Here is a 20,316-nt window from a genome sequence, read left to right as displayed (position 1 = left end):
GACAGATATTATACGAATCTGAGCGATGGTGACATAGTTATAGATGAGTATAATGTTGCCGGTTTTGCGGATTCTGATGTGTACTATACAGTTGGCGACAAGGTAGTAAACCTTGAGAGCAATGAGTATACAGTCAAGGAAGACAAGCCGTCAAATGGATGGAACAAGCGTTCATTTACAATTCCTGCTGATACCTTCAAGGACGAGGGTGTGTACAGTATAGTTATCCATACCAAGGATGCAGCGGGAAAAGAAACAGATAATGAAGTAAAGAATGCTGCGGTCAAGTTCTGTATAGATAGAACAGCACCGGAGTATCATGTAGCTGGTGTTGAAAATGGTGCTGTGTATGAGAATACGGATTCTGTAAGTGCATCGGTTTCATTCCATGATAATCTTGCGCTGGGATATGCGGACATCACGGTTGACGGAGTCAAGACGAGATATGAAGCTAAGGACATTGAAAAGCTCGGCGGAGAGGTTAAGCTTGACGATATAAAGGCATCTGCAAAGAAGCACACAATAGTTGTGGAATGTTTTGATGCAGCAGGTAATGGCGCATCGGATAATGGTTCAGAAATAACATTTACTGTATCGAGTAATGCTATTCAGACGGCTATGGCTGAGGCTGGCAGCATCTCATGGATCATTATACTGATCATAGTTATTGTGGTATTGATTATTGCGGGAATAGTTATATTCCTTGTAAGAAAGAAAAAGAAGGATAATAACTAAGTTATTGGTATGGGCAAAGGGGATAGTCACATCTCCTTTGCCCATTATATATAAAAAAACTCATTAAGCATCATTTCCCCCAAAAATATGTTGACTAATAACTCTCAATGATATAGAGTAATGATTGCATTTATAGATATTAGAAAAACGCTCTTATTCAGAATGGTGGAGTCAGAAGGGACGAAGAAGCCATGGCAACCCCGATGTGTTCGGAAGGTGCCGACCTGAGCGACGCAGAGATGTAGGAGATACAGGCTTTGTGCTCGAACAATGAGAGGCTTGACAGACACGATCAAACCGCTCATACGAAGCGGTTTTTCTTATGTACAAAAAGGAAAGGAAGTAGTATGGAAAGAAGATTATTTACATCGGAATCAGTAACAGAAGGACATCCTGACAAAATCTGTGACCAGATATCAGATGCAGTGCTTGACGCACTGATGGAGCAGGATCCAATGAGCCGTGTGGCATGTGAGACATCCATCACGACAGGTCTTGTGCTTGTCATGGGAGAGATCACAACCAACGCTTATGTGGATATTCAGAAGATCGTTCGTGAGACGATCAGAGAGATCGGATACGACAGAGCAAAGTACGGATTTGACTGCGATACATGCGGCGTTATCACAGCCATAGACGAGCAGTCATCAGATATTGCCATGGGAGTTGACAAGGCACTCGAGGCAAAGGAGCACCTCATGAGCGAGGATGACATCGAGGCGATCGGTGCCGGAGATCAGGGTATGATGTTCGGATTTGCAACAAATGAGACACCTGAGTACATGCCATATCCAATAGCACTTGCCCACAAGCTTGCAAGAAAGCTCACAGAGGTAAGAAAGAACGGAACACTCCCATACTTAAGACCGGACGGTAAGACACAGGTAACAGTTGAGTACGATGAGAATGACAAGCCTGTAAGACTTGATGCAGTCGTTCTCTCAACACAGCATGGAGAGGAAGTCAGCCAGGAGCAGATCCACGCTGACGTTAAGAAGTATATATTCGACGAGGTTCTTCCACAGGAGCTCATCGATGAGAATACCAAGTTCTTCATCAATCCAACAGGAAGATTCGTAATAGGTGGACCAAATGGAGACAGTGGTCTCACAGGACGTAAGATCATCGTTGACACATACGGCGGATATGCCCGTCACGGCGGCGGAGCCTTCTCAGGCAAGGATTGTACCAAGGTAGACCGTTCAGCGGCTTATGCGGCCCGCTACGTGGCTAAAAACATAGTTGCAGCAGGTCTGGCTGACAAGTGTGAGATACAGCTCTCATACGCTATCGGTGTTGCAAGACCTACATCCATCATGGTAGACACATTTGGCACAGGAAAGCTTTCAGATGAGAAGCTTGTCGAGATCATTAGAGAGCACTTTGACTTAAGACCAGCAGGTATCATCAAGATGCTTGACCTCAGAAGACCTATCTACAAGCAGACAGCAGCTTACGGACACTTCGGAAGAACAGATCTTGATCTCCCATGGGAGAAGCTGGACAAGGTGGATGTGCTGAAAGCATACTTATAAGCAGATTAAAAAAATTCAGACAAATATAAAAGCACATGTATCAGATTGAAACTGATACATGTGCTTTTTGTATATCACGTTATTCCGTGAGTATTAATCTTTGTATTTCTTTGCGGATTCAAGTGCCGCATCTATCTCGTCGAGGGATGCCTGGATCTTGCTCTCCGTACTCTCCGTATCCTCTTTGACGTCAAATGCTGAATCTATAGGCTCGCTGTCATCGGCGACATCCTCAAATGCAGTGTCGTCATAGTCGTCAGTGTGGATGACATCGTCCTCATCAGGAGATACCTGATTGTCGTAATCGGAGTCTGCGTAACTCTCGTGGATAACCTCGTTGTCCCCAGGGAAGAGCGCCTTGTTGTTGATGGTGGGCACCTCGCTATTGTCGTGGTGAGGCATTCTGACGTGTTCAGCGGCTTTTGCGGAAGGCTCGGCAGCTTCTGATGTTTCATTTGCTGTGCTTTCCTTCTCCTCGTTGTCCTTCTTCAGCTTGTCTATCTGAGCCTCGTAATCAGCGATGAGACCCTTGAGTGAGACAGCAAGGATGATGATGACAACGACCAGTATCACAAGAACTATGATGGCTATGAGCATTATTACGAACTTGTGCTTGTCTATGAAGCTGGACAGCGAATCCGTCTCCTCGATGAGATCCGTTGCGTCAAGGAAAGTTCCTTCATTTGGATTGAAGAAATACCAGCCCTGGTGTCCGTCGTTTGTTGCTGCGTAGAGGAGAACGGTGTTGGAACTGCTTCCCTTCATATAAGCTCTGATGTCCGTGTCGTTCAGGTTGATCTTCACTGGAAGATATCCGGTTGGCACTGAGACTGAATTAGGCTTTGGAATGATGTTATAAGTGTTGTTGTTTGAGTGAACGCTTACAAGGGTATCTGCAGGTGCGGATGCGTTCTGATCTGCCTCTGTGAGTGTTCCTACCTCATCCTCAGTAACAACAGGCTTGGTCTCGCTGTCGATCAATGCAAGAGGTGTTGCAGGCTCGGCTTCTGAACCGGTATCGCTGACAGTAGATGAAGCTGCTTCGGTGGAAGCGGCGGCTGACTTGTCGCTGATGGTTACCGAGTTGTATGACGGTGTCATGTCTATCGACTCTTCTGTGTCGGAGATGACCTCAACTGCTGATGTCTCTATGCTGGCAGTTCCGCTCGCAATGGCGGTAAATGTAAATGTTGCTGTCATTGCATCTCCAGGCTTTACATTTGCCTGGGAGTAGCTTACGGTGCCCTTAGATTCCACGGTGCCGCCGCTCACAGCCTTGAGCAATGTGGAATCATATGTGATATTGTAGCTGTAGCTTGATAAAGCCTGATCGGCTGCGTTTATACTTACCTTGATCTCCACGGTATCGCCAACAACGACCGTGGTGGATGGAACCTCAACACTAAATGCGACTGTAGCGGCATAAGTGGTATGAAGCATGAAAAGCATCATAGTCAACACACATGCAACTTCTGTCATAAACGTTCTAAAGCTAAATCTTGTAGTCCTCATAATATTCATATACGGTTATCCACCGAGTCCTCCTTATCCTCTGTTAATTATTATGGTGTAAGTACGTGTAGCTTTACTCTGGGATTTACATACTATCTTAAATGTATTCTTTCTCGATTTCAGGGTTTTTGTTCCCGTTCCGCTCACTGTGGAGTAGCTGCTTACAGGTGAAGCGTTTATTGTCACACTTGATACAGATGAGCGCACATTTACCGTGTACTGTGTAGTGCTGCTTATTGCAAATGTAGGTGACAGCTTCTTGCCGCTTACAGAGAGTGTTTTCAGGTAGTTGTTCTGGTTGCCCGGATTAGCCGCAGGCATCTTCATTGCTGTGCTTGGCATATTCTTGTAAACAGGTATGGCAAATGTTATGGCCTTGTTGAGTGCTCCTGAAGACTTGTAGGCATCATATACCTTCCATGCCTCTGTTGTAGGGGCCTGTACATTTCCCATGTACTGATGCCAGTACAGGCAGTCTGTGTAGGTTACGTTGAACTTCTGAGTATACAGAGTGTTCTGACCCTTGTTGATGTAGGACTCTCCGATATACATCGCACCGCCGATTATTGATTTGGCAGGTGTTGTCCATGGCCTGTTGTACGATGTGCCCGATGAAGCCCATCTCAGACCGTTTGTTATAGCGTTGCCTGATGCACTCTCAAATGCACCGATATTGTAGAAGTTATATATGCCGGGATATGTGGCATTCTTACCGTTTGTTCCCGAGGTTATCGAGCCTCCGACCTCCTGCTTGATACGTGAAGCAATGTGGTAAGGGCTGACGCCGGATTTCTGTGCTGCGGTGATTATCATGGACGAATATGTGGTGGTCGAACCGGTTGGGTGCGCATTGTGCATAAACGAACCAGATAATATAGCCTCAACTCCTGACTTTGTCTGTGATGAGTCGTATGACAGCTTTTCAAATGCGAACATGGAGCTTGCGGATGACATATATGTTCTCGGATCGAGGTAATACTTTACAAGATCGTCCGAGGCTGCAAACCATGTTGAACCATCATATGATGAGTAGGAGTCTGTCTTGTAGTTGTATCCAACGGTCTGTGATCTCCAGCCGTAGTTAGGACTGTAAGATGTACAGTTTACAAGGTTGTTGACACGTCCCTGTACGTTGACCTCGTTCTTGACCACGTCGTTCCAGTTAAGGTTGGTGTGTACCGCCTTGAATATCCAGTTTGGGTGCTCCGCATGGAGCTTTCTGAGAAGCACCTTGTAGCTCTCAGGGAAGTTCTGGGCGGATAATTGCTTTTCAAATGCTGCATCCGATGTCTGGTTACCGTCAGGTTCCTTGTATGTTCCCATTGTGATGAGCGATGAGGAGATAAATCCTGTATACTTCTTGCTGCTGTATGTGAGGTTGACCTTGTACCATGACTTGTTGGATGTATCAGTCACGGAGAGTGCCTGTCCCTTCATGAGCATGATCGCGCTTCCGTTGTAGGTTATAGGTGTACCCGCTGCCGTCTGGCGGAAGTATACATAGTCTTCATTCACGTAACCGCTCTTGGCTGCCTGAGCCGCTGTGGTAGGCTGCTGTGTAGTAGCCTTGGTCGTGGCCTTTGTTGTGGCTGAAGTGGAGTCGATCACGATGAACTTGGAATATACATAACCGGTGTAGCGCTTCTTCTTATATGTAAGCTTGACTTTGTACCATGTCTTGTTGGAAGTGCTCAGTACGGTCATGCTCTGACCGCCCATGAGCATGATCGGCGATCCGTTATACTTCAGCGGCGTGCCGTTTGGCGTTTTTCGGAAATATACATAGTTTTCATTTTTTCGAAGGTGAGCCTTCTTGGCGGTTGTCCTTGTTACCTTGATAAATGCGGAGTACACATAACCGGTGTAGCGCTTCTTCTTGTATGTAAGCTTGACCTTGTACCATGTCTTGTTGGAAGTGCTCAGTACGGTCATCTTCTGACCCTTCCTGAGGAGTATGGCCGAGCCGTTATATTTTATAGGCGTGCCGTTTGGTGATTTGCGGAAATACACGTAGTCAGACGTGAGAGTTCCCGTGGTCGCGGCTTCTGCGTGATTGTTTCCCACATACAGTCCGGTCACCGCGATGCAGACGACCGCCCAAATAAGCATTACGATAGAAATAGTAGTCCGGGTTCGTTTAGTATTGATATCCATAGTAACCTCCATTTTTCATAAAACAAATCTATATATAAAATAGTATTTATGACAAAATTACATCAGTCTAAGTTTACCATAATTATTGCAAATGAGCACCATTTTTGTGAAAAAAGTTATAAAAAAGTAATAAAATTGCAATAAAAAAGCTTTTGCTGGTCAGACAAGTGCTGACCGGCAAAAGCTTTTCGCCTTATGTCGTATATATTAACCTACTTTGAGTTTGAATTTCTGGATCTCTTTGTCCGTCTCTACCTTCTCGATGAGAGCACCGAGTCCGCGAAGCTTTTCGTCGAACTTCTCGTAGCCTCTCTGGATATACTTGATATCACATACAGTAGAGAAGTCGTTGGCCACAAGTGCCGCAATTACAAGTGCTGCGCCTGCTCTCAGGTCAGGTGCTGCAACATTTGCACCGGTGAATGTCTCCACACCATCGAGAATAGCAGTGTTGCCCTCGACTCTGATGTGTGCGCCCATTCTTGAAAGCTCTGCGACATACTTGAATCTGTTCTCAAATATGCTCTCGGTGACGATGCTTGTTCCGTTGGACAGTGCAAGTGTAACCGCCATCTGTGGCTGCATATCTGTCGGGAATCCCGGATATGGCAGAGTTTTGATGTTGGTAGCCTTGAGTCTCTTGTTGCACATTACTCTCACTGAATCATCGTACTCGATGACAGTGGCACCTATATCTGTAAGCTTTGAGGTTATAGCCTCAAGATGCTTAGGAATTACGTTCTTGATGAGGACGTTGCCTCTGGTGGCTGCTGCCGCAACCATGAAGGTTCCTGCCTCGATCTGATCCGGAATGATGGAATATGTAGTTCCGTGAAGTGACTTTACGCCACGGATACGGATGACATCAGTTCCGGCACCCTTGATGTTAGCACCCATACTGTTGAGGAAATTGGCAACGTCAACGATATGTGGCTCCTTGGCTGCGTTCTCTATGGTAGTCTTGCCGTTTGCCATTACGGCGGCCATCATGACATTGATGGTGGCACCTACTGAGATCACATCCATGTAAATGTGGCTTCCGATCAGCTCATCAGCCTCAACGGATATCATACCGTTTGCTATATCAACGTGGGCTCCAAGTGCTTCAAAACCTTTTATGTGCAGATCTATCGGACGGGCTCCGATGTCGCATCCGCCTGGAAGAGCGACCTGTGAATGGTTATATTTGCCAAGCAGTGCGCCGAGCAGATAGTAGGATGCTCTGATCTTTCTGATATATTCGTCGTCGACACAGAGATCGGTATTCGGATTGATGGTTCCACCACATATAGCAACCGTGTGCTCGTCTATGTAACGGACCCTTGCGCCGATACCCTGAATGGCCTGAAGAAGGACTCTTGTATCTCTGACGTTCGGTACGTTTTCTATTGTGACTTCCTGGTCGGTCATGACTGCAGCGGCAAGTATTCCAAGTGCGGCATTCTTAGCACCCGCAATGGTAACTTCGCCCTCCAGAGGACGACCTCCCTTGATAACATACTGTTCCATATTTCACCTCTTAGATAATTCTCGGATTATCGCAACTTTATAGATTATAGCACATAAAACTGAAAAGTAAACAGTTACTTGTCTGCTTCACAGTATATACATCTGTAAATTCGCTTTTCTCTGTCTGTGAGTTTGAATATATGGGTTATTCCCTGCTCTGTGGTCGTAATGCATCTTGGATTGGTACATTTCTTTATTCCAACTAGTCTCTCAGGCAGTTCAATCTTACGTTTTTCAACGAGCTTGCCGTCCTTGATGATGTTGACGGATATATCCGGGTCGATATACCCCAGAACATCAAGGTTTATGTCGATATCCTGATCTATCTTAAGAATGTCCTTTCTTCCCATCTTCTCGCTTTTAACATTCTTGATTATAGCAACGGAGCAATCCAGCTTATCAAGATGAAGATCGTTGTATATCTGCAGGGCTTTGCCTGCTGTTATATGGTCAAGTACAATACCATTCTGAATACTGTCAATATTCATGATCATTCCTCCTATGCCTTAAAATCCTTGTCGAGTCCGAGAAGGTCCATGATGAGTGCCATTCGGACATATTTGCCGTTGAGTGCTTGTCGGAAATAACATGCTCTCGGATCGTCATCCACCTCAACAGATATCTCATTTACACGAGGAAGCGGGTGAAGGATCGACAGGTCAGGCCTAGCGAGAGCCAGCTTTGACTTGTCAAGAATATAGGTATCTTTCAGTCTTATGTAGTCCGCCTCGTTGAAGAAACGTTCTTTCTGGACTCTTGTCATATAGAGAACGTCCAGAGATCCGATAGCATCCTCAAGAGAGGAAATCTCCTCATATGGTATATTATTCTTTTCGATGACTTCTGTTCTTATATAATCAGGTAATTTTAATTCATCCGGTGATATGAGAATAAATTTTATGCCTTTGTATCGTGACATGGCCTTTATAAGTGAATGAACCGTACGACCAAACATAAGATCTCCGCAGAAACCTATGGTCATATTGTTTAGTCTGCCCTTCTCTCTCTTTATTGTGAGAAGATCGGCCAATGTCTGCGTAGGGTGATTGTGACCGCCGTCACCAGCATTAATAATAGGAACATCTGATTTCATGGAAGCCAGCATCGGGGCACCCTCTTTATAATGTCTCATAGCTATAATATCGGCATAACAGCTGACGATCTTGACGGTATCGCCCACACTCTCACCTTTTGTTGAAGATGAGGAGCTCGCAGATGAAAATCCGAGAACGTTTCCGCCAAGTTCCATCATGGCAGCCTCGAAGCTAAGTCTTGTGCGTGTGCTTGGTTCAAAGAACAGAGTTGCAAGCTTTTTGCCCTTACAGACTTCGCTGTATTTCTCTTTATTGTCGATGATGTCCTGTGCCAGCACGAGAAGGTGGTCAACCTCCTCAACTGACAGGTCCATTGGGTCTATTAAATGTCTCATTTGACATGATCCTCCTTAGGTTATCAGAATGAATATTTTAAGAATTAAGAAGGGTATACATAACAGCCTTCTCAGCGTGACGTCTGTTCTCAGCCTCATCCAAAATGTGGTTGAGGTTCTTGTCGATAACGCCCTGTGAGATCTCAAATCCCTGGTGCATAGGCATGTCGTGGAATACTATAGCCTTGCTGCCCTCTGTAAATTCCTCGTTGAGCTGGTAAGGCATCATCTTGGCGAGAGTCTCTTCCTTCTGCTGCTTGTATGCAGGGTTGTTGAAGAACTCCATGTCAACCCATGTATCTGTGTAGAGGATATCCATATCCTTTGCGTACTTCTTTGCCTCCTCCATGCTCATGGTAGGATCGAGTTCAACATAGTGGCCTGTAGCCTTTGCTGCCTCAAAGAAGTCATCGCCGCATACGGTGTTGTTCACAAGTGGCGTGAGTCCGTAGATAGTTCCCTTCTTCATCTTTGCAAAGAACTCAACAAGAGAGTTGAATACATTATTCTTGGCACCGATGTACATAAGCTTTACATCGAGACTGCCAAACTTTTCTATAATAGTGAGGGCATCTGCCAGGATCTGGCATGGATGATAAGAACTGTCACATCCGTTGATAAATGGAACAGTAACATTGTTGCCGAACAGCTCGACTGTCTCATTCTTTACAAGACGTGCCATGATGATATCTACATTCCTGCATACATACTTAATCTCTGATACAGGCTCACCGAGTGTAAAGTTGGAATCCTTCCAGAGCTGGTTGTAATATGTACCGCCGAGCTCAGTTATACCTGTTGTAAATGAAAGAAATGTTCTTGTGGAAGTCTTCTCAAAAAGAGTGTAGAGTTTCTTGCCCTCAAGAGCGTGAGCGTACTTATCAGGGTTCTTCTTCATGTCAAGTGCCAGATTGAGAATATCCATCAGCTCATCAGCTGTGAAATTCTTGAAGTTAAGCATGTTTTTCATAACAAATGTCCTCTTTTCTCTAGAATTATAAATTGTTTGCAATACGGACAAACATAATCTGTGGATCCTGGCAATATATTTAGGATACGGGTGTTGAGATATGTCTGCCTGAAATTTTATTATATAGCACATGGTTTCAAAAGTAAAACAGTTTACGACATCACATAAATTATGAATGTAAATATTTGAAGATTTATGCCTGATTATAAAAAAATATAGATAATAAAGCAAAAAACAGCTTAATTTTTTGATTTTTATTGACAAAGATGTATATATATGGTTTTATATATTTTATAAAATTTTTATAAAAAATTTATAATTAAATCAAGGGAGGACATTTTATGATCAAACAGAGGAACATTGCTTTGTGCATAGTATTTTCAATCATTACATTTGGAATTTATGCACTGTATTGGTTCGTTTGCCTTACAAACGATGCTAATCAGGAATCCGGACAGACAGATGCAACAAGCGGTGGGGTAGCATTGTTGCTTACTATCGTTACATGTAATATCTATGGATGGTTCTGGGCATACAAGATGGGCGAGAAGATTGATGCAATAAAGACAAAGAATGGTCAGTCAGCAGGAAATTCAAGCATACTTTTCCTTCTGCTCCAGTTATGTGGACTTGGAATTGTATCATATGCTATTATGCAGGATACCATCAATAAAAATGCGTAATGAATCAAATTGCATACAAATATACATTGAAAAATGTATAGATGCAGTTGCGTACAGACAAAATGTATGAGAAAATAGTCCCGTAGACTGAGTTGTGTCTGCGGGGCTATTCTGTTATTTTTATTGCAGTTATGCAGTGGTTTACATATGAGTGGAATAATTGCAGTCATACACAAGTCCTACATAATTCAATTAAGGATTTAAGTTTAAGGAGGATTATCAATTATGATCAAACAGAGGAATATTGGAATATGTATTCTGCTTTCAATTGTGACATGCGGAATATATGGATTGTATTGGTTTGTTGTGCTAACAGACGATATCAATCAGGAGTCAGGAGAGACAGATGCAACAAGTGGTGGAATGTCGCTTTTGCTCACTATCGTTACATGTAACATCTATGGATGGTTCTGGGCATATAAGATGGGCGAGAAAGTTGATATCATAAAGAATAAGAACGGTGTACCATCAAGCAACTCAGGCATCTTATACGTCCTTCTTCAGGTATTTGGACTTGGAATTATTGCATATGCGCTTATGCAGGACACTGCAAACAAATATGCAGAGGCTATACCTCAGATGAATACAGGATATGGTCAGCAGACCTACAGTCAGCAGCCATATGGTCAGCAGGGATATGATCAGAATGCATACAACCAGCAGGGATATGGTCAGAATACATACAATCAGCAGGGATATGGTCAGCAGCCATACAGCCAGCAGGGATATGATCAGAACGCATATAACCAGCAGGCATACGGACAGCAGCCATATGGTCAGCAGGGATATGACCAGAATGCATATAACCAGAATGCATATAACCAGCAGGCATACGGACAGCAGCCATACAGCCAGCAGGGATATGATCAGAATGCATACAATCAGCAGGGATATGGTCAGCAGGCCGGTTTAGACCAGAATACATTTGGCCAGCAGTCAGATCAGAATATTAACACATCAGCAGATGCTTCAGGCAGTGATAACAGCCAGCAGTAGTCGGCGGAGACAAAGAAATACAGAGCATGGATCAGATACAGAAATCAAGAAGAAATGCGATAATTAAAAGGGATGCCATCCTCGTGGGGATAGGCATCCTCTATTATATATTCATAAGAGTGACAGGACTTGCCATACCATGTATATTCAGAAAGATAACCGGATTTTTATGCCCAGGATGCGGGATAACACGGGCTATCCTTGCGGCCGTAAGGCTGGATCTTGCAAAGGCATTTGCTTATAATCAATTTATGTTTATAGCTCTTCCGGCGTTGGCATACATAATTGTAAAAAACGATTATGTATTCGTAAGATATGGAAACAGAAAGTTATCGCGATTTGACAATATACTTATATTTATATGTATTGCCGGGGCGGTGATGTTTGCCGTTCTCAGGAATGTGATGCGCTTTTGAGAGAGAGACGATGACAAGTTTATTGGCAGTGTTATAGAATGACCATCGTAACAGACTTATTTAATATCCCATCTTCTTGACAATAAATAATAAAAAGGCATATAATTTACAATTACCGAGGAGTTTTTCGGTAAAGTTGCACAAGCATTTCATTTGTGCTTGTAGTATTTTTTCAGGGAGGGTTTTTGAAATGGCAAAAAAACCGTATTATATTACAACCGCCATTGCATATGCATCAGGTAAACCTCATATAGGCAACACCTACGAGATCGTGTTGGCTGACAGCATTGCAAGGTACAAGAGATTCGCAGGTTATGATGTAAGATTCATGACAGGAACAGATGAGCATGGACAGAAGATCGAGAACAAGGCTTTTGAGAACATGCAGACCCCAAAGGAATTCGTTGATGAGACATCAGGTGAGATCAAGAGAATATGGGATCTCATGAATACTTCATATGACAAGTTTATCCGTACAACAGATGATTACCATGAGAAGCAGGTACAGAAGATATTTAAGAAGCTGTACGATCAGGGTGATATATATAAGGGACATTATGTAGGAAAATACTGTACACCATGTGAGTCGTTCTTCACAGATGGACAGCTCATAGATGGCAAGTGTCCGGACTGTGGAAGACCTGTTCAGGAGGCCAAGGAGGAGGCATACTTCTTCAAGATGAGCAAGTATCAGGACAAGCTCATGAAGCATATAGAGCAGCATCCTGAGTTTATACAGCCTGAGTCAAGACGTAACGAGATGGTTAACAACTTCCTTAAGCCGGGACTTCAGGACCTGTGTGTATCAAGAACATCATTCAAGTGGGGAATCCCAGTGGACTTTGATCCAAAGCACGTTGTATATGTGTGGGTTGACGCACTTTCAAACTACATAACTGGACTTGGATATGACGTAGATGGAAAGAGCGATGAGAAGTTTTATAAATACTGGCCGGCAGATCTTCACTTGATTGGCAAGGATATCCTGAGATTCCATACCATTTACTGGCCTATCATGCTGATGGCACTCGGACTTCCGCTTCCAAAGCAGGTATTCGGTCATCCTTGGCTCCTCCAGAGTGATGGCAAGATGAGTAAGTCGAAGGGCAACGTAATGTACGCTGACGATATGGTCAATATATTTGGCGTGGATGCTGTCAGATTCTTTGTTCTTCACGAGATGCCATTTGAGAATGATGGAGTTATCTCATGGGAGCTCATGGTTGAGAGACTCAACTCAGAGCTTGCAAATACACTTGGAAATCTGGTCAATAGAACCATATCGATGTCAAACAAGTATTTCGGTGGCATTGTGACAAATACCAACGTCACAGAGCCTGTCGATGAGGATCTTAAGAAGGTCGTTATGGACTGCAGATACAAGGTTGCAGAGTGCATGGATAAGCTCAAGGTTGCAGATGCGATCACAGAGATATTTGCACTGTTCAAGAGATGCAACAAGTACATAGATGAGACAATGCCTTGGGCACTCGCAAAGGAGGAGGACAAGAAGGACAGACTGAACACAGTTCTGTACAACCTTGTCGAGAGCATCGTTATAGGTGCAACACTCCTTGAGCCATATATGCCTGAGACAACTGAGAAGATCATGGCACAGCTCAATACCGAGAAGAGAAAGGTCACAGAGCTTGGAAAGTTTGGTCTGTACAAGTCAGGAACAAAGGTAACAGAGCAGCCTGAGATCCTATTCGCACGTCTTGACGTGAAGGAAGTTATGGCTAAGGTTGCCGAGTTCGCTCCAGTGGAGAAGGAGTCCATGTACGAGCAGGCCAAGAAGCAGAAGGAAGAGAAGGAGAATTCTGCTGAGACCAAGAAGATCAAGATAGCTGAGGCGAAGGTCCAGGCACTCAAGGCCAATCCTGATGTAGTTGACAAGCAGGAGATAAGCATTGAGGAGTTCCAGAAGATGCAGCTCATGATCGGCGAGATTGTTGCATGTGAGGAGGTTCCTAATTCAAGAAAGCTTCTCTGCTCACAGGTAAGCTTTGGCAAGAACAATGTGAAGCAGATTGTGTCCGGAATCAAGGGTACATATTCCGCTGAGGATATGGTTGGCAAGAAGGTTGTGGCTATAGTAAACCTCAAGCCATGCAAGCTTGCCGGAGTCGTATCAGAGGGTATGCTTCTGTGCGCAGAGGATCCTGAGGGTAATCTGTCACTCCTGACCACCGAGAAGGACTTCCCAGGTGGATGCTTTATAAGCTAAGATATAAAATAGTGGATATAATGAGGGAAGCATCACAGGCTGGGCACACGGCCGGGATCCGTGGTGTTTCCCTGTTTTTATTTATAAAGCTGAAGTAAATTTTATGTTACAAAGATTATACGCAGAGGCCTTTCTGCATTGATTTATTAGATGTTTCATGATAGAATTTTGCTAGGTGCACGGACAGGAGGAGTGTGCCTTTGGAAAGATTTAGAAATCTTAGCGCCATGACCCCTGGGCTTTGGCTTTCAGGGATAACGAGGTTGAAGGTTATCGAATATTCGGCGGATGCCTTCACGCAGAGTCTGGATGCGCACATGATATCCAAATATGGGGGTAACTCCAAAACAAAGAATCATGACTAGACACCCATAGCTGTTATGTATGGTGGCTTCACCTTTTTTAAGTGCGCCATATTATAATATTATCAGTATACAGCGTGGTTATAAGCCGAAAGGAGATTAATTTAATATGTGTGGAATCATAGGATATGTAGGAAAGAAACCAGCCAAGGACATTCTTATTGACGGACTGGCAAAGCTCGAGTACAGGGGATATGACAGTGCGGGAATAGCACTGCTTAATGATGATGATACACTGACGATCAAGAAGAAAGCCGGCAGAGTGGAAGACCTCAGGGAGATGTGCAGCGACGACAGTCCTGTGTACAGATCAACCTGTGGAATAGGCCATACGAGATGGGCTACTCACGGCGGAGTTACGGATGTGAATGCACATCCACATAGGTGCGGAGATGTGGCACTTATACATAATGGAATTATAGAGAACTATAACGACATTGTGAGAGAATACGGACTGGCCGACAGGCTGGTATCTGAGACGGACACAGAGGTAGTAGCAGCACTTCTGGACACACTGTACGATGGCAATCCCATCGAGACTATCAGAAAGGCTGTTAAGGCTATAGCCGGTTCATTTGCACTCTGCATTATGTTTGCAGACAGACCGGGCAAGATATACGCAGTGAGAAATGTAAGTCCGATGATCGCTTCATACACAGATGAGGGATCGATCATTGCATCAGACCTCACAGCGATAATATCATTTTCAAAGGAATACTTTGTTGTGCCGGAGTATCATATACTGACACTCTCAAGCACAGGCATCAAAGTAGAAGACATGAAGGGGAACATGGTAGAGCCGGAGATGCTCAAGATAACATGGGACATAACGGCAGCTCAGAAGGGTGGATATCCGCACTTTATGCTGAAGGAGATCTATGAGCAGCCAGAGGCACTGAGAAACACGATAACTCCTCGTATAGTGAATGAGCTTCCTGATTTCACTGAGGACGGCATCGATGATGAGGTGTTTAAGAATCTTGAGAACATCACAGTGGTTGCATGCGGAACAGCTATGCACGCCGGAATAGTCGGCAAGGCCATGATTGAGAAGGAGTTAAAGATTCCTGTTAATGTTGAGATAGCATCAGAATTCAGATACAAGGAACCACTCATAAATGAAAAGACTCTCGTAATAGTTACATCACAGTCAGGAGAGACTATTGACACACTCGAGGCACTCAGACTTGCCAAGAGATGTGGATCAAAGGTTCTGTCCATAGTCAATGTAAAGGGATCGACCATCGCCAGAGAGAGCGATTACGTCCTTTATACACATGCCGGTCCTGAGATCGCAGTTGCAAGTACCAAGGCATATTCGGTACAGATGGCTGCAATGTATCTCATTGGATGCAGACTTGGCTATGTCAAGGGTATATACTCTGAGGACAGGGCAAAGGCATTCATCAGACAGCTTCAGGGCGTTATCCCGGTGATAGAGGAGACACTCAAGCAGGCAGATGAAGTAAAGACAGTTGCAAACTATATAAAGATGGCTCCGGATGCATTCTTCATAGGAAGAGGACTGGATTATACACTGTCACTGGAAGGTGCACTGAAGCTGAAAGAGATTTCTTATGTTCACGCTGAGGCTTATGCGGCAGGGGAGTTAAAACATGGAACGATAGCACTCATAACTGAGAACGTTCCGGTCATAGCTTTGGCTACACAGGAATCTGTATACGGAAAGATGATTTCCAATATACGCGAGGTTAAGGCAAGAGGCGCATACGTCATTCTTGTCAGCATGGATGAAGAGTACAATGATAAAGATGTATGTGACAAACACATATCCATACCAAAGCAGGATGGATTGTTCACGGTATTTTCGGCTGCTGTCATCCTGCAGCTTATAGCGTATTACACGTCCGATGCAAAGGGGTTGGACGTAGATAAGCCACGTAATCTGGCAAAGTCAGTTACAGTAGAATAATTGACTCCGGGACTTACATGGATATCGTGCGATAAATATCGGAGGGTTTTATATGAGTGATAAGATGTATTTGTGTGATGAGTACAAATTGTACTTTAAGATTGAAGACGATGTAGAGGTTCTTCACAATGAGGTAGAGCTGTACAATGCTCAGTTTGTGGGCAATAATGCGTTCTGCCATGAGGAATATATAGATGGTCAGAGAGCTCTGACATATTCTATTCCAGCCATGACTACCATGAATCAGTTCCTTGAGAAGAAGATACACAAGGATGAGCTGGTTGATCTGATATTCAGTATTGCAGATCAGCTCATGTATCTCAAGGCGAATGATCTGTCCATTGGAAAGGTTATACTGAATAAGGGATATATGTATATAGACTTCCAGAATATGGCTGTTCAGCTCATATTCCTGCCTATAGATAAGCCTATGGACAGATGTAATATGGAGAAGTTTATAAGGGATCTTATGGGCAATATGAAGTTTGCGAATAAGAAGGCATCCGATGCCGGATATGAGCTTATCAAATACTTTGATCACAATCCTACATTTTATCTGTCAGAATTTTATAAGTTTATAACAGACCTGAAGAATGACAATATAGCACATCCTGAGGATGAGCAGGAGCTTATGAAGTCAGCGGGAGTCAGCCCGGTCAATGTGGCTAAGGTAGAGGTTCCTGAGACTCCTCATGTTACAACTTCTTCATTCAAGCTTGCAAAGGAAGTTAAGGATTTCTCATCAAATGATATTGGATTTGATGACAACGATGACGGTTCGACAACAGTTCTCACAGCCAACAACCGTGGCAAGAGCGGCCCTGTCATCATAAGAACCAGAACAGGTGAGAGGATAAGGATTGACAAGCCGATATTCTGTATCGGTAAGTCTACACAGGGAGTTGACTATCAGGTAACTGACAACAATTCAGTCAGCCGCCGCCATGCTTACATTATCAATGTCAACGGCGTGTACTATCTGAGAGATAACAAGTCGACCAACCACACTTACCTTGGTGGCAAGATCATAAGCAGCGGAACGGATATGATGCTCATAGATGGTATCAGATTCAAGCTTGCGAACGAGGAGTTCACCTTCAAGGAGAAATAAAATAGTATATTATACTGGATAAGGAGACTTGTTTATTATTATAATGAGTCTCCTTATTTTATAATAAATCCCCTGCATAGGCGCGCCGGAGTACATGTGGGTAAAGGGGTAATATAAATAGAATGTGAAAAAAGGGGGAGTATCAAAGATTATGAAAAGAAAAGGAAGCTTATCGGGAAGGACACTGTGTAAAAAAGCAGCAACAGTGGTAATGTGTGCAGTGCTGATGCTGACGGCAGGTATTCAGACGACAGGTATTCAGACTGTTAAGGCCAGTACCCTTGACCAGCAGATAGAAGAGGCTCAGAGTGGGTTGGAACAGGTGAAGAAAGATCAGAGTGAAGTGATGACCGTATATGATCAGGGCTCTATAGGTTTTGTAGACTGGATGCTTGCGAAAAGCAACCTGACAACAAAACAGAAATATGATCTGAATCGGGCCAAGACTGTCCTGCAGGAGGCATGTGAGGAAGATTTCTCCAAGTGGGCGGGAGGAAATAATACAGGTCTTCCGGAATCGAGAAATAACAAGGTTGTTGTTACCGGAGATAAGAAAGACGCCATATCGCTTGAAAACACAAAGGCGACATTTGCGGTATTGAATAAAATTAATTCGTTAAGGGACACAGACGAAAACTATGTCGGGGCAATGAAGAGGAATGCGGCTAAGACTAATTTCTATTTTATGGCGGTGGCACAGTCAGGCGCGGACAGAGGTGCAGGACTCACAAATCATTCACTTCTTCAGGTGTCATGTGAGAATCTGGCGTTTGGATATACTGATCCGGCGGCAGGATGGAACAGTGAGAAGGCATCTTTTAACAAGATAAGGGATGAGCTGGGATATTCATCCATAACTTCGCAGAGTCAGCTTACAGCTGTTGAACAAAAGGCGGATTCGGAGGGAGTCACGGTTGGACATTATACCAATATGTTCTGGGCAGCAGATCAGGTGATGGGAGTCGGATTCACACTCTATGGCAGGTATGGCAATACTTCATGCTTCAATGCAAGCAAGCTTTCAAACTATACTAGCAAATATGAGGTGTACACAATAGCTGAATTTGAGAAGCTGTTTGATGAATATTATGAGACTGTAGATCCGGAGAAGTGGCAGAAAAAGGTGGATGCAGCGCAGGCCAAGCTGGATAAGCTGCTTGGACAGCGGTATGATGCATGCACGGAGCATGTGTATGGTGAAGGTGTGAAAAAAGAGGCCACATGTACAGAGACAGGTGGAACAGTATACACATGCGCTAAATGTGGCTACAAAAAGATAGAGGATGAGGTTCCGGCTCTTGGGCATAGCTTTACAGATGGCGTATGTACGAGATGTAAAGTAACAGGACCAAAGACGATGTACGTGTACTGGAGATTATCGGAAACTGCTTCATCAGCCACATATGATCAGGAGTTCGAAGTAGGAAAGGATATAGAGACATACATATCTTTCTCGACGGCATCAGATAGCAAATCCGATGACAAATTCGTGTTTGATATAGCAGACCCGTCTATTATTTCGTATACCCCTTCGTCTAACTATGCTGGAACATTCCATATGAATAAGATAGGTGAGACGACGGTTACTGTATATCCGGTCGTGAATCCGGATATGAAGAGGGTAATCACTGTGTCGGTAACAGATGTGGGTGGTCATGACTATGTAATAAGTCAGGCAGAACCGGGATCTGGAGAGACAGAAAAAATTTGTTCAAAGTGCGGGACGACAAAAACGGTGACAATCCCGACGGCGATAACACGTACTGTATGGTGGAGTGATAGTAATGGATATTACAAGCCTGCTGATGTGGAAGTAGGTGATGAGATCAATCTGGAAGTAGATTATGCACCAACGAAGGTCGACAACTCTGAGTTTATAGTTACATCATCGGATGAAGGTATTGTAAAAGTGAGTGATCCGGAATCTTCTTATAGAAGATATGATGCTAAGCTTACGGCGGTCGGAACAGGTGATGTAACCATAAGAATAGTTCATAAATATGACAGCTCAATTTGTCAGGAATACACGTTCAATGTGGCAGATCAGGGGGGACATGAGTATGTCATATCAGAGGCAGATGAGGGTAAAAGCCAGACAGTAGAGACGTGTTCAAAGTGCGGATATGAGAAGATCGTGTCACTTCCTACCAGTATCAGATATGTGTATTGGCAGGAGAAGGACAGCGATAACAGGACTACTTCACCAAGTGAGTATGAAATTGGAGCGGAACTGAGTATAAATATAATGGATTGGCCAACGAGAGCGGACATACATGAGTATGCGGTTACATCGTCGGATGAGACTGTTGTAAAGGTGAATGAAGTGTCTAGGACTGCGGCATCACTTTCGGCAATCGGCAACGGCGTTGTAACGATTACGGTTGCCAGTAAATATAATCCGTGGGTGAAGGCTGAGTATGAACTTGATATAACAGAGATAGGCGGACATTCATACACTGCGGAAATAGTAAATGATGAAACTCTTGCACAGGCTGCGACCTGTACAACTGCTGCGAAATATTATTATTCCTGTGATAACTGTGGAAGAGTGAATCGCAAAAAGACATTTAAACACGGGGATAGCCTGGGACATGATTACGCCCCAAAGTATGAGTGGTCAGCAAATGGCAACACTTGCAAGCTGGTTCTCACCTGTACCAGAGATTCGAGTCATGTGATCAGTGAACCGATGACTGTAACAAGCAAGATAACGCAGGCATCCTGCGAGAACGATGGTGCAAAGG

At 44.0% G+C, this 20,316-nt stretch carries 15 protein-coding genes, 1 pseudogene and 1 riboswitch; of the genes and pseudogenes, 10 read left to right on the top strand and 6 right to left on the bottom strand.

Annotated features, from left to right (window positions below):
• The coding region (locus ABUA34_RS10310) for a hypothetical protein (protein ID WP_349823259.1) at positions 1-735 on the top strand (735 nt) is incomplete at its 5' end.
• Between the two features lie 150 nt (positions 736-885).
• Positions 886-1,012: riboswitch (SAM riboswitch) on the top strand.
• Between the two features lie 70 nt (positions 1,013-1,082).
• On the top strand, positions 1,083-2,270 hold the full coding sequence (gene metK, locus ABUA34_RS10305; RefSeq protein ID WP_022217499.1) for a methionine adenosyltransferase: 1,188 nt from the start codon (positions 1,083-1,085) through the stop codon (positions 2,268-2,270).
• A 93-nt stretch (positions 2,271-2,363) separates the two neighbouring features.
• On the opposite strand, the gene ABUA34_RS10300 is transcribed toward metK, so the two are convergent.
• The 6 genes from ABUA34_RS10300 to ABUA34_RS10275 all read right to left on the bottom strand — a co-directional run bounded on the left by ABUA34_RS10300 (position 2,364) and on the right by ABUA34_RS10275 (position 9,844).
• Positions 2,364-3,749 (bottom strand): cohesin domain-containing protein, encoded by a 1,386-nt coding sequence (locus tag ABUA34_RS10300; RefSeq protein WP_349823258.1) that lies wholly within the window; start codon positions 3,747-3,749, stop codon positions 2,364-2,366.
• A gap of 66 nt (positions 3,750-3,815) precedes the next feature.
• On the bottom strand, positions 3,816-5,936 hold the full coding sequence (locus ABUA34_RS10295; protein ID WP_349823257.1) for a cadherin-like beta sandwich domain-containing protein: 2,121 nt from the start codon (positions 5,934-5,936) through the stop codon (positions 3,816-3,818).
• Positions 5,937-6,143: 207 nt separating this feature from the next.
• The gene (murA, locus tag ABUA34_RS10290; RefSeq protein WP_015534313.1) at positions 6,144-7,445 is read right to left on the bottom strand and encodes a UDP-N-acetylglucosamine 1-carboxyvinyltransferase; all 1,302 of its coding nucleotides are present in this window, start codon (positions 7,443-7,445) and stop codon (positions 6,144-6,146) included.
• Between the two features lie 74 nt (positions 7,446-7,519).
• Positions 7,520-7,933 carry an aspartate carbamoyltransferase regulatory subunit gene (locus ABUA34_RS10285; protein WP_015534312.1) on the bottom strand — a complete coding sequence of 138 codons (414 nt, stop codon included), beginning with the start codon at positions 7,931-7,933 and terminating at the stop codon, positions 7,520-7,522.
• An 11-nt stretch (positions 7,934-7,944) separates the two neighbouring features.
• Positions 7,945-8,874 (bottom strand): aspartate carbamoyltransferase, encoded by a 930-nt coding sequence (gene pyrB / locus ABUA34_RS10280; RefSeq protein ID WP_022217502.1) that lies wholly within the window; start codon positions 8,872-8,874, stop codon positions 7,945-7,947.
• 37 nt (positions 8,875-8,911) lie between these two features.
• Complete coding sequence (locus tag ABUA34_RS10275) at positions 8,912-9,844, bottom strand: ornithine carbamoyltransferase (protein WP_022217503.1); 933 nt, start codon at positions 9,842-9,844, stop codon at positions 8,912-8,914.
• A 341-nt stretch (positions 9,845-10,185) separates the two neighbouring features.
• On the opposite strand from ABUA34_RS10275, the gene ABUA34_RS10270 reads away from it, so the two are divergent.
• From ABUA34_RS10270 to ABUA34_RS10235, 8 genes and pseudogenes are all read left to right on the top strand, one after another.
• Entirely contained in the window at positions 10,186-10,527 is a 342-nt protein-coding gene (locus tag ABUA34_RS10270; protein ID WP_004852487.1) for a DUF4234 domain-containing protein, read from the top strand.
• A 225-nt stretch (positions 10,528-10,752) separates the two neighbouring features.
• A complete protein-coding gene (locus ABUA34_RS10265) occupies positions 10,753-11,523 on the top strand; it encodes a DUF4234 domain-containing protein (RefSeq protein ID WP_117875068.1) in 771 nt (256 codons plus the stop codon).
• A gap of 26 nt (positions 11,524-11,549) precedes the next feature.
• Positions 11,550-11,939, top strand: a complete 390-nt coding sequence (locus ABUA34_RS10260) for a DUF2752 domain-containing protein (protein WP_015534309.1) — start codon at positions 11,550-11,552, stop codon at positions 11,937-11,939.
• 190 nt (positions 11,940-12,129) lie between these two features.
• The gene (gene metG, locus ABUA34_RS10255; protein ID WP_022217505.1) at positions 12,130-14,166 is read left to right on the top strand and encodes a methionine--tRNA ligase; all 2,037 of its coding nucleotides are present in this window, start codon (positions 12,130-12,132) and stop codon (positions 14,164-14,166) included.
• Between the two features lie 200 nt (positions 14,167-14,366).
• Positions 14,367-14,531: a hypothetical protein gene (locus ABUA34_RS10250; protein ID WP_156337921.1), complete on the top strand. Its 165-nt coding sequence runs from the start codon at positions 14,367-14,369 to the stop codon at positions 14,529-14,531.
• A 106-nt stretch (positions 14,532-14,637) separates the two neighbouring features.
• Positions 14,638-16,461: a glutamine--fructose-6-phosphate transaminase (isomerizing) gene (gene glmS / locus ABUA34_RS10245; protein WP_022217506.1), complete on the top strand. Its 1,824-nt coding sequence runs from the start codon at positions 14,638-14,640 to the stop codon at positions 16,459-16,461.
• Between the two features lie 52 nt (positions 16,462-16,513).
• Positions 16,514-17,572, top strand: a complete 1,059-nt coding sequence (locus tag ABUA34_RS10240; protein ID WP_015534306.1) for a DUF6382 and FHA domain-containing protein — start codon at positions 16,514-16,516, stop codon at positions 17,570-17,572.
• 151 nt (positions 17,573-17,723) lie between these two features.
• Positions 17,724-20,316 (top strand): annotated as a pseudogene (locus ABUA34_RS10235) (hypothetical protein); the annotation flags it as partial.

Source organism: Coprococcus sp. RTP21428st1_C9_RTP21428_210409, from assembly GCF_040227395.1.
In the GTDB taxonomy this organism is placed as follows: Bacteria; Bacillota; Clostridia; order Lachnospirales; family Lachnospiraceae; genus Coprococcus; species Coprococcus aceti.
This window is presented reverse-complemented; position numbering and strand designations above follow the sequence as displayed.

Bases quoted from the DNA above. Each gene is read 5' to 3' on its own strand.
- metK (WP_022217499.1), top strand. From the start codon at position 1,083: ATGGAAAGAAGATTATTTACATCGGAATCAGTAACAGAAGGACATCCT.
- ABUA34_RS10300 (WP_349823258.1), bottom strand. From the start codon at position 3,749: ATGACAGAAGTTGCATGTGTGTTGACTATGATGCTTTTCATGCTTCAT.
- ABUA34_RS10295 (WP_349823257.1), bottom strand. From the start codon at position 5,936: ATGGATATCAATACTAAACGAACCCGGACTACTATTTCTATCGTAATG.
- murA (WP_015534313.1), bottom strand. From the start codon at position 7,445: ATGGAACAGTATGTTATCAAGGGAGGTCGTCCTCTGGAGGGCGAAGTT.
- ABUA34_RS10285 (WP_015534312.1), bottom strand. From the start codon at position 7,933: ATGAATATTGACAGTATTCAGAATGGTATTGTACTTGACCATATAACA.
- pyrB (WP_022217502.1), bottom strand. From the start codon at position 8,874: ATGAGACATTTAATAGACCCAATGGACCTGTCAGTTGAGGAGGTTGAC.
- ABUA34_RS10275 (WP_022217503.1), bottom strand. From the start codon at position 9,844: ATGAAAAACATGCTTAACTTCAAGAATTTCACAGCTGATGAGCTGATG.
- ABUA34_RS10270 (WP_004852487.1), top strand. From the start codon at position 10,186: ATGATCAAACAGAGGAACATTGCTTTGTGCATAGTATTTTCAATCATT.
- ABUA34_RS10265 (WP_117875068.1), top strand. From the start codon at position 10,753: ATGATCAAACAGAGGAATATTGGAATATGTATTCTGCTTTCAATTGTG.
- ABUA34_RS10260 (WP_015534309.1), top strand. From the start codon at position 11,550: ATGGATCAGATACAGAAATCAAGAAGAAATGCGATAATTAAAAGGGAT.
- metG (WP_022217505.1), top strand. From the start codon at position 12,130: ATGGCAAAAAAACCGTATTATATTACAACCGCCATTGCATATGCATCA.
- glmS (WP_022217506.1), top strand. From the start codon at position 14,638: ATGTGTGGAATCATAGGATATGTAGGAAAGAAACCAGCCAAGGACATT.
- ABUA34_RS10240 (WP_015534306.1), top strand. From the start codon at position 16,514: ATGAGTGATAAGATGTATTTGTGTGATGAGTACAAATTGTACTTTAAG.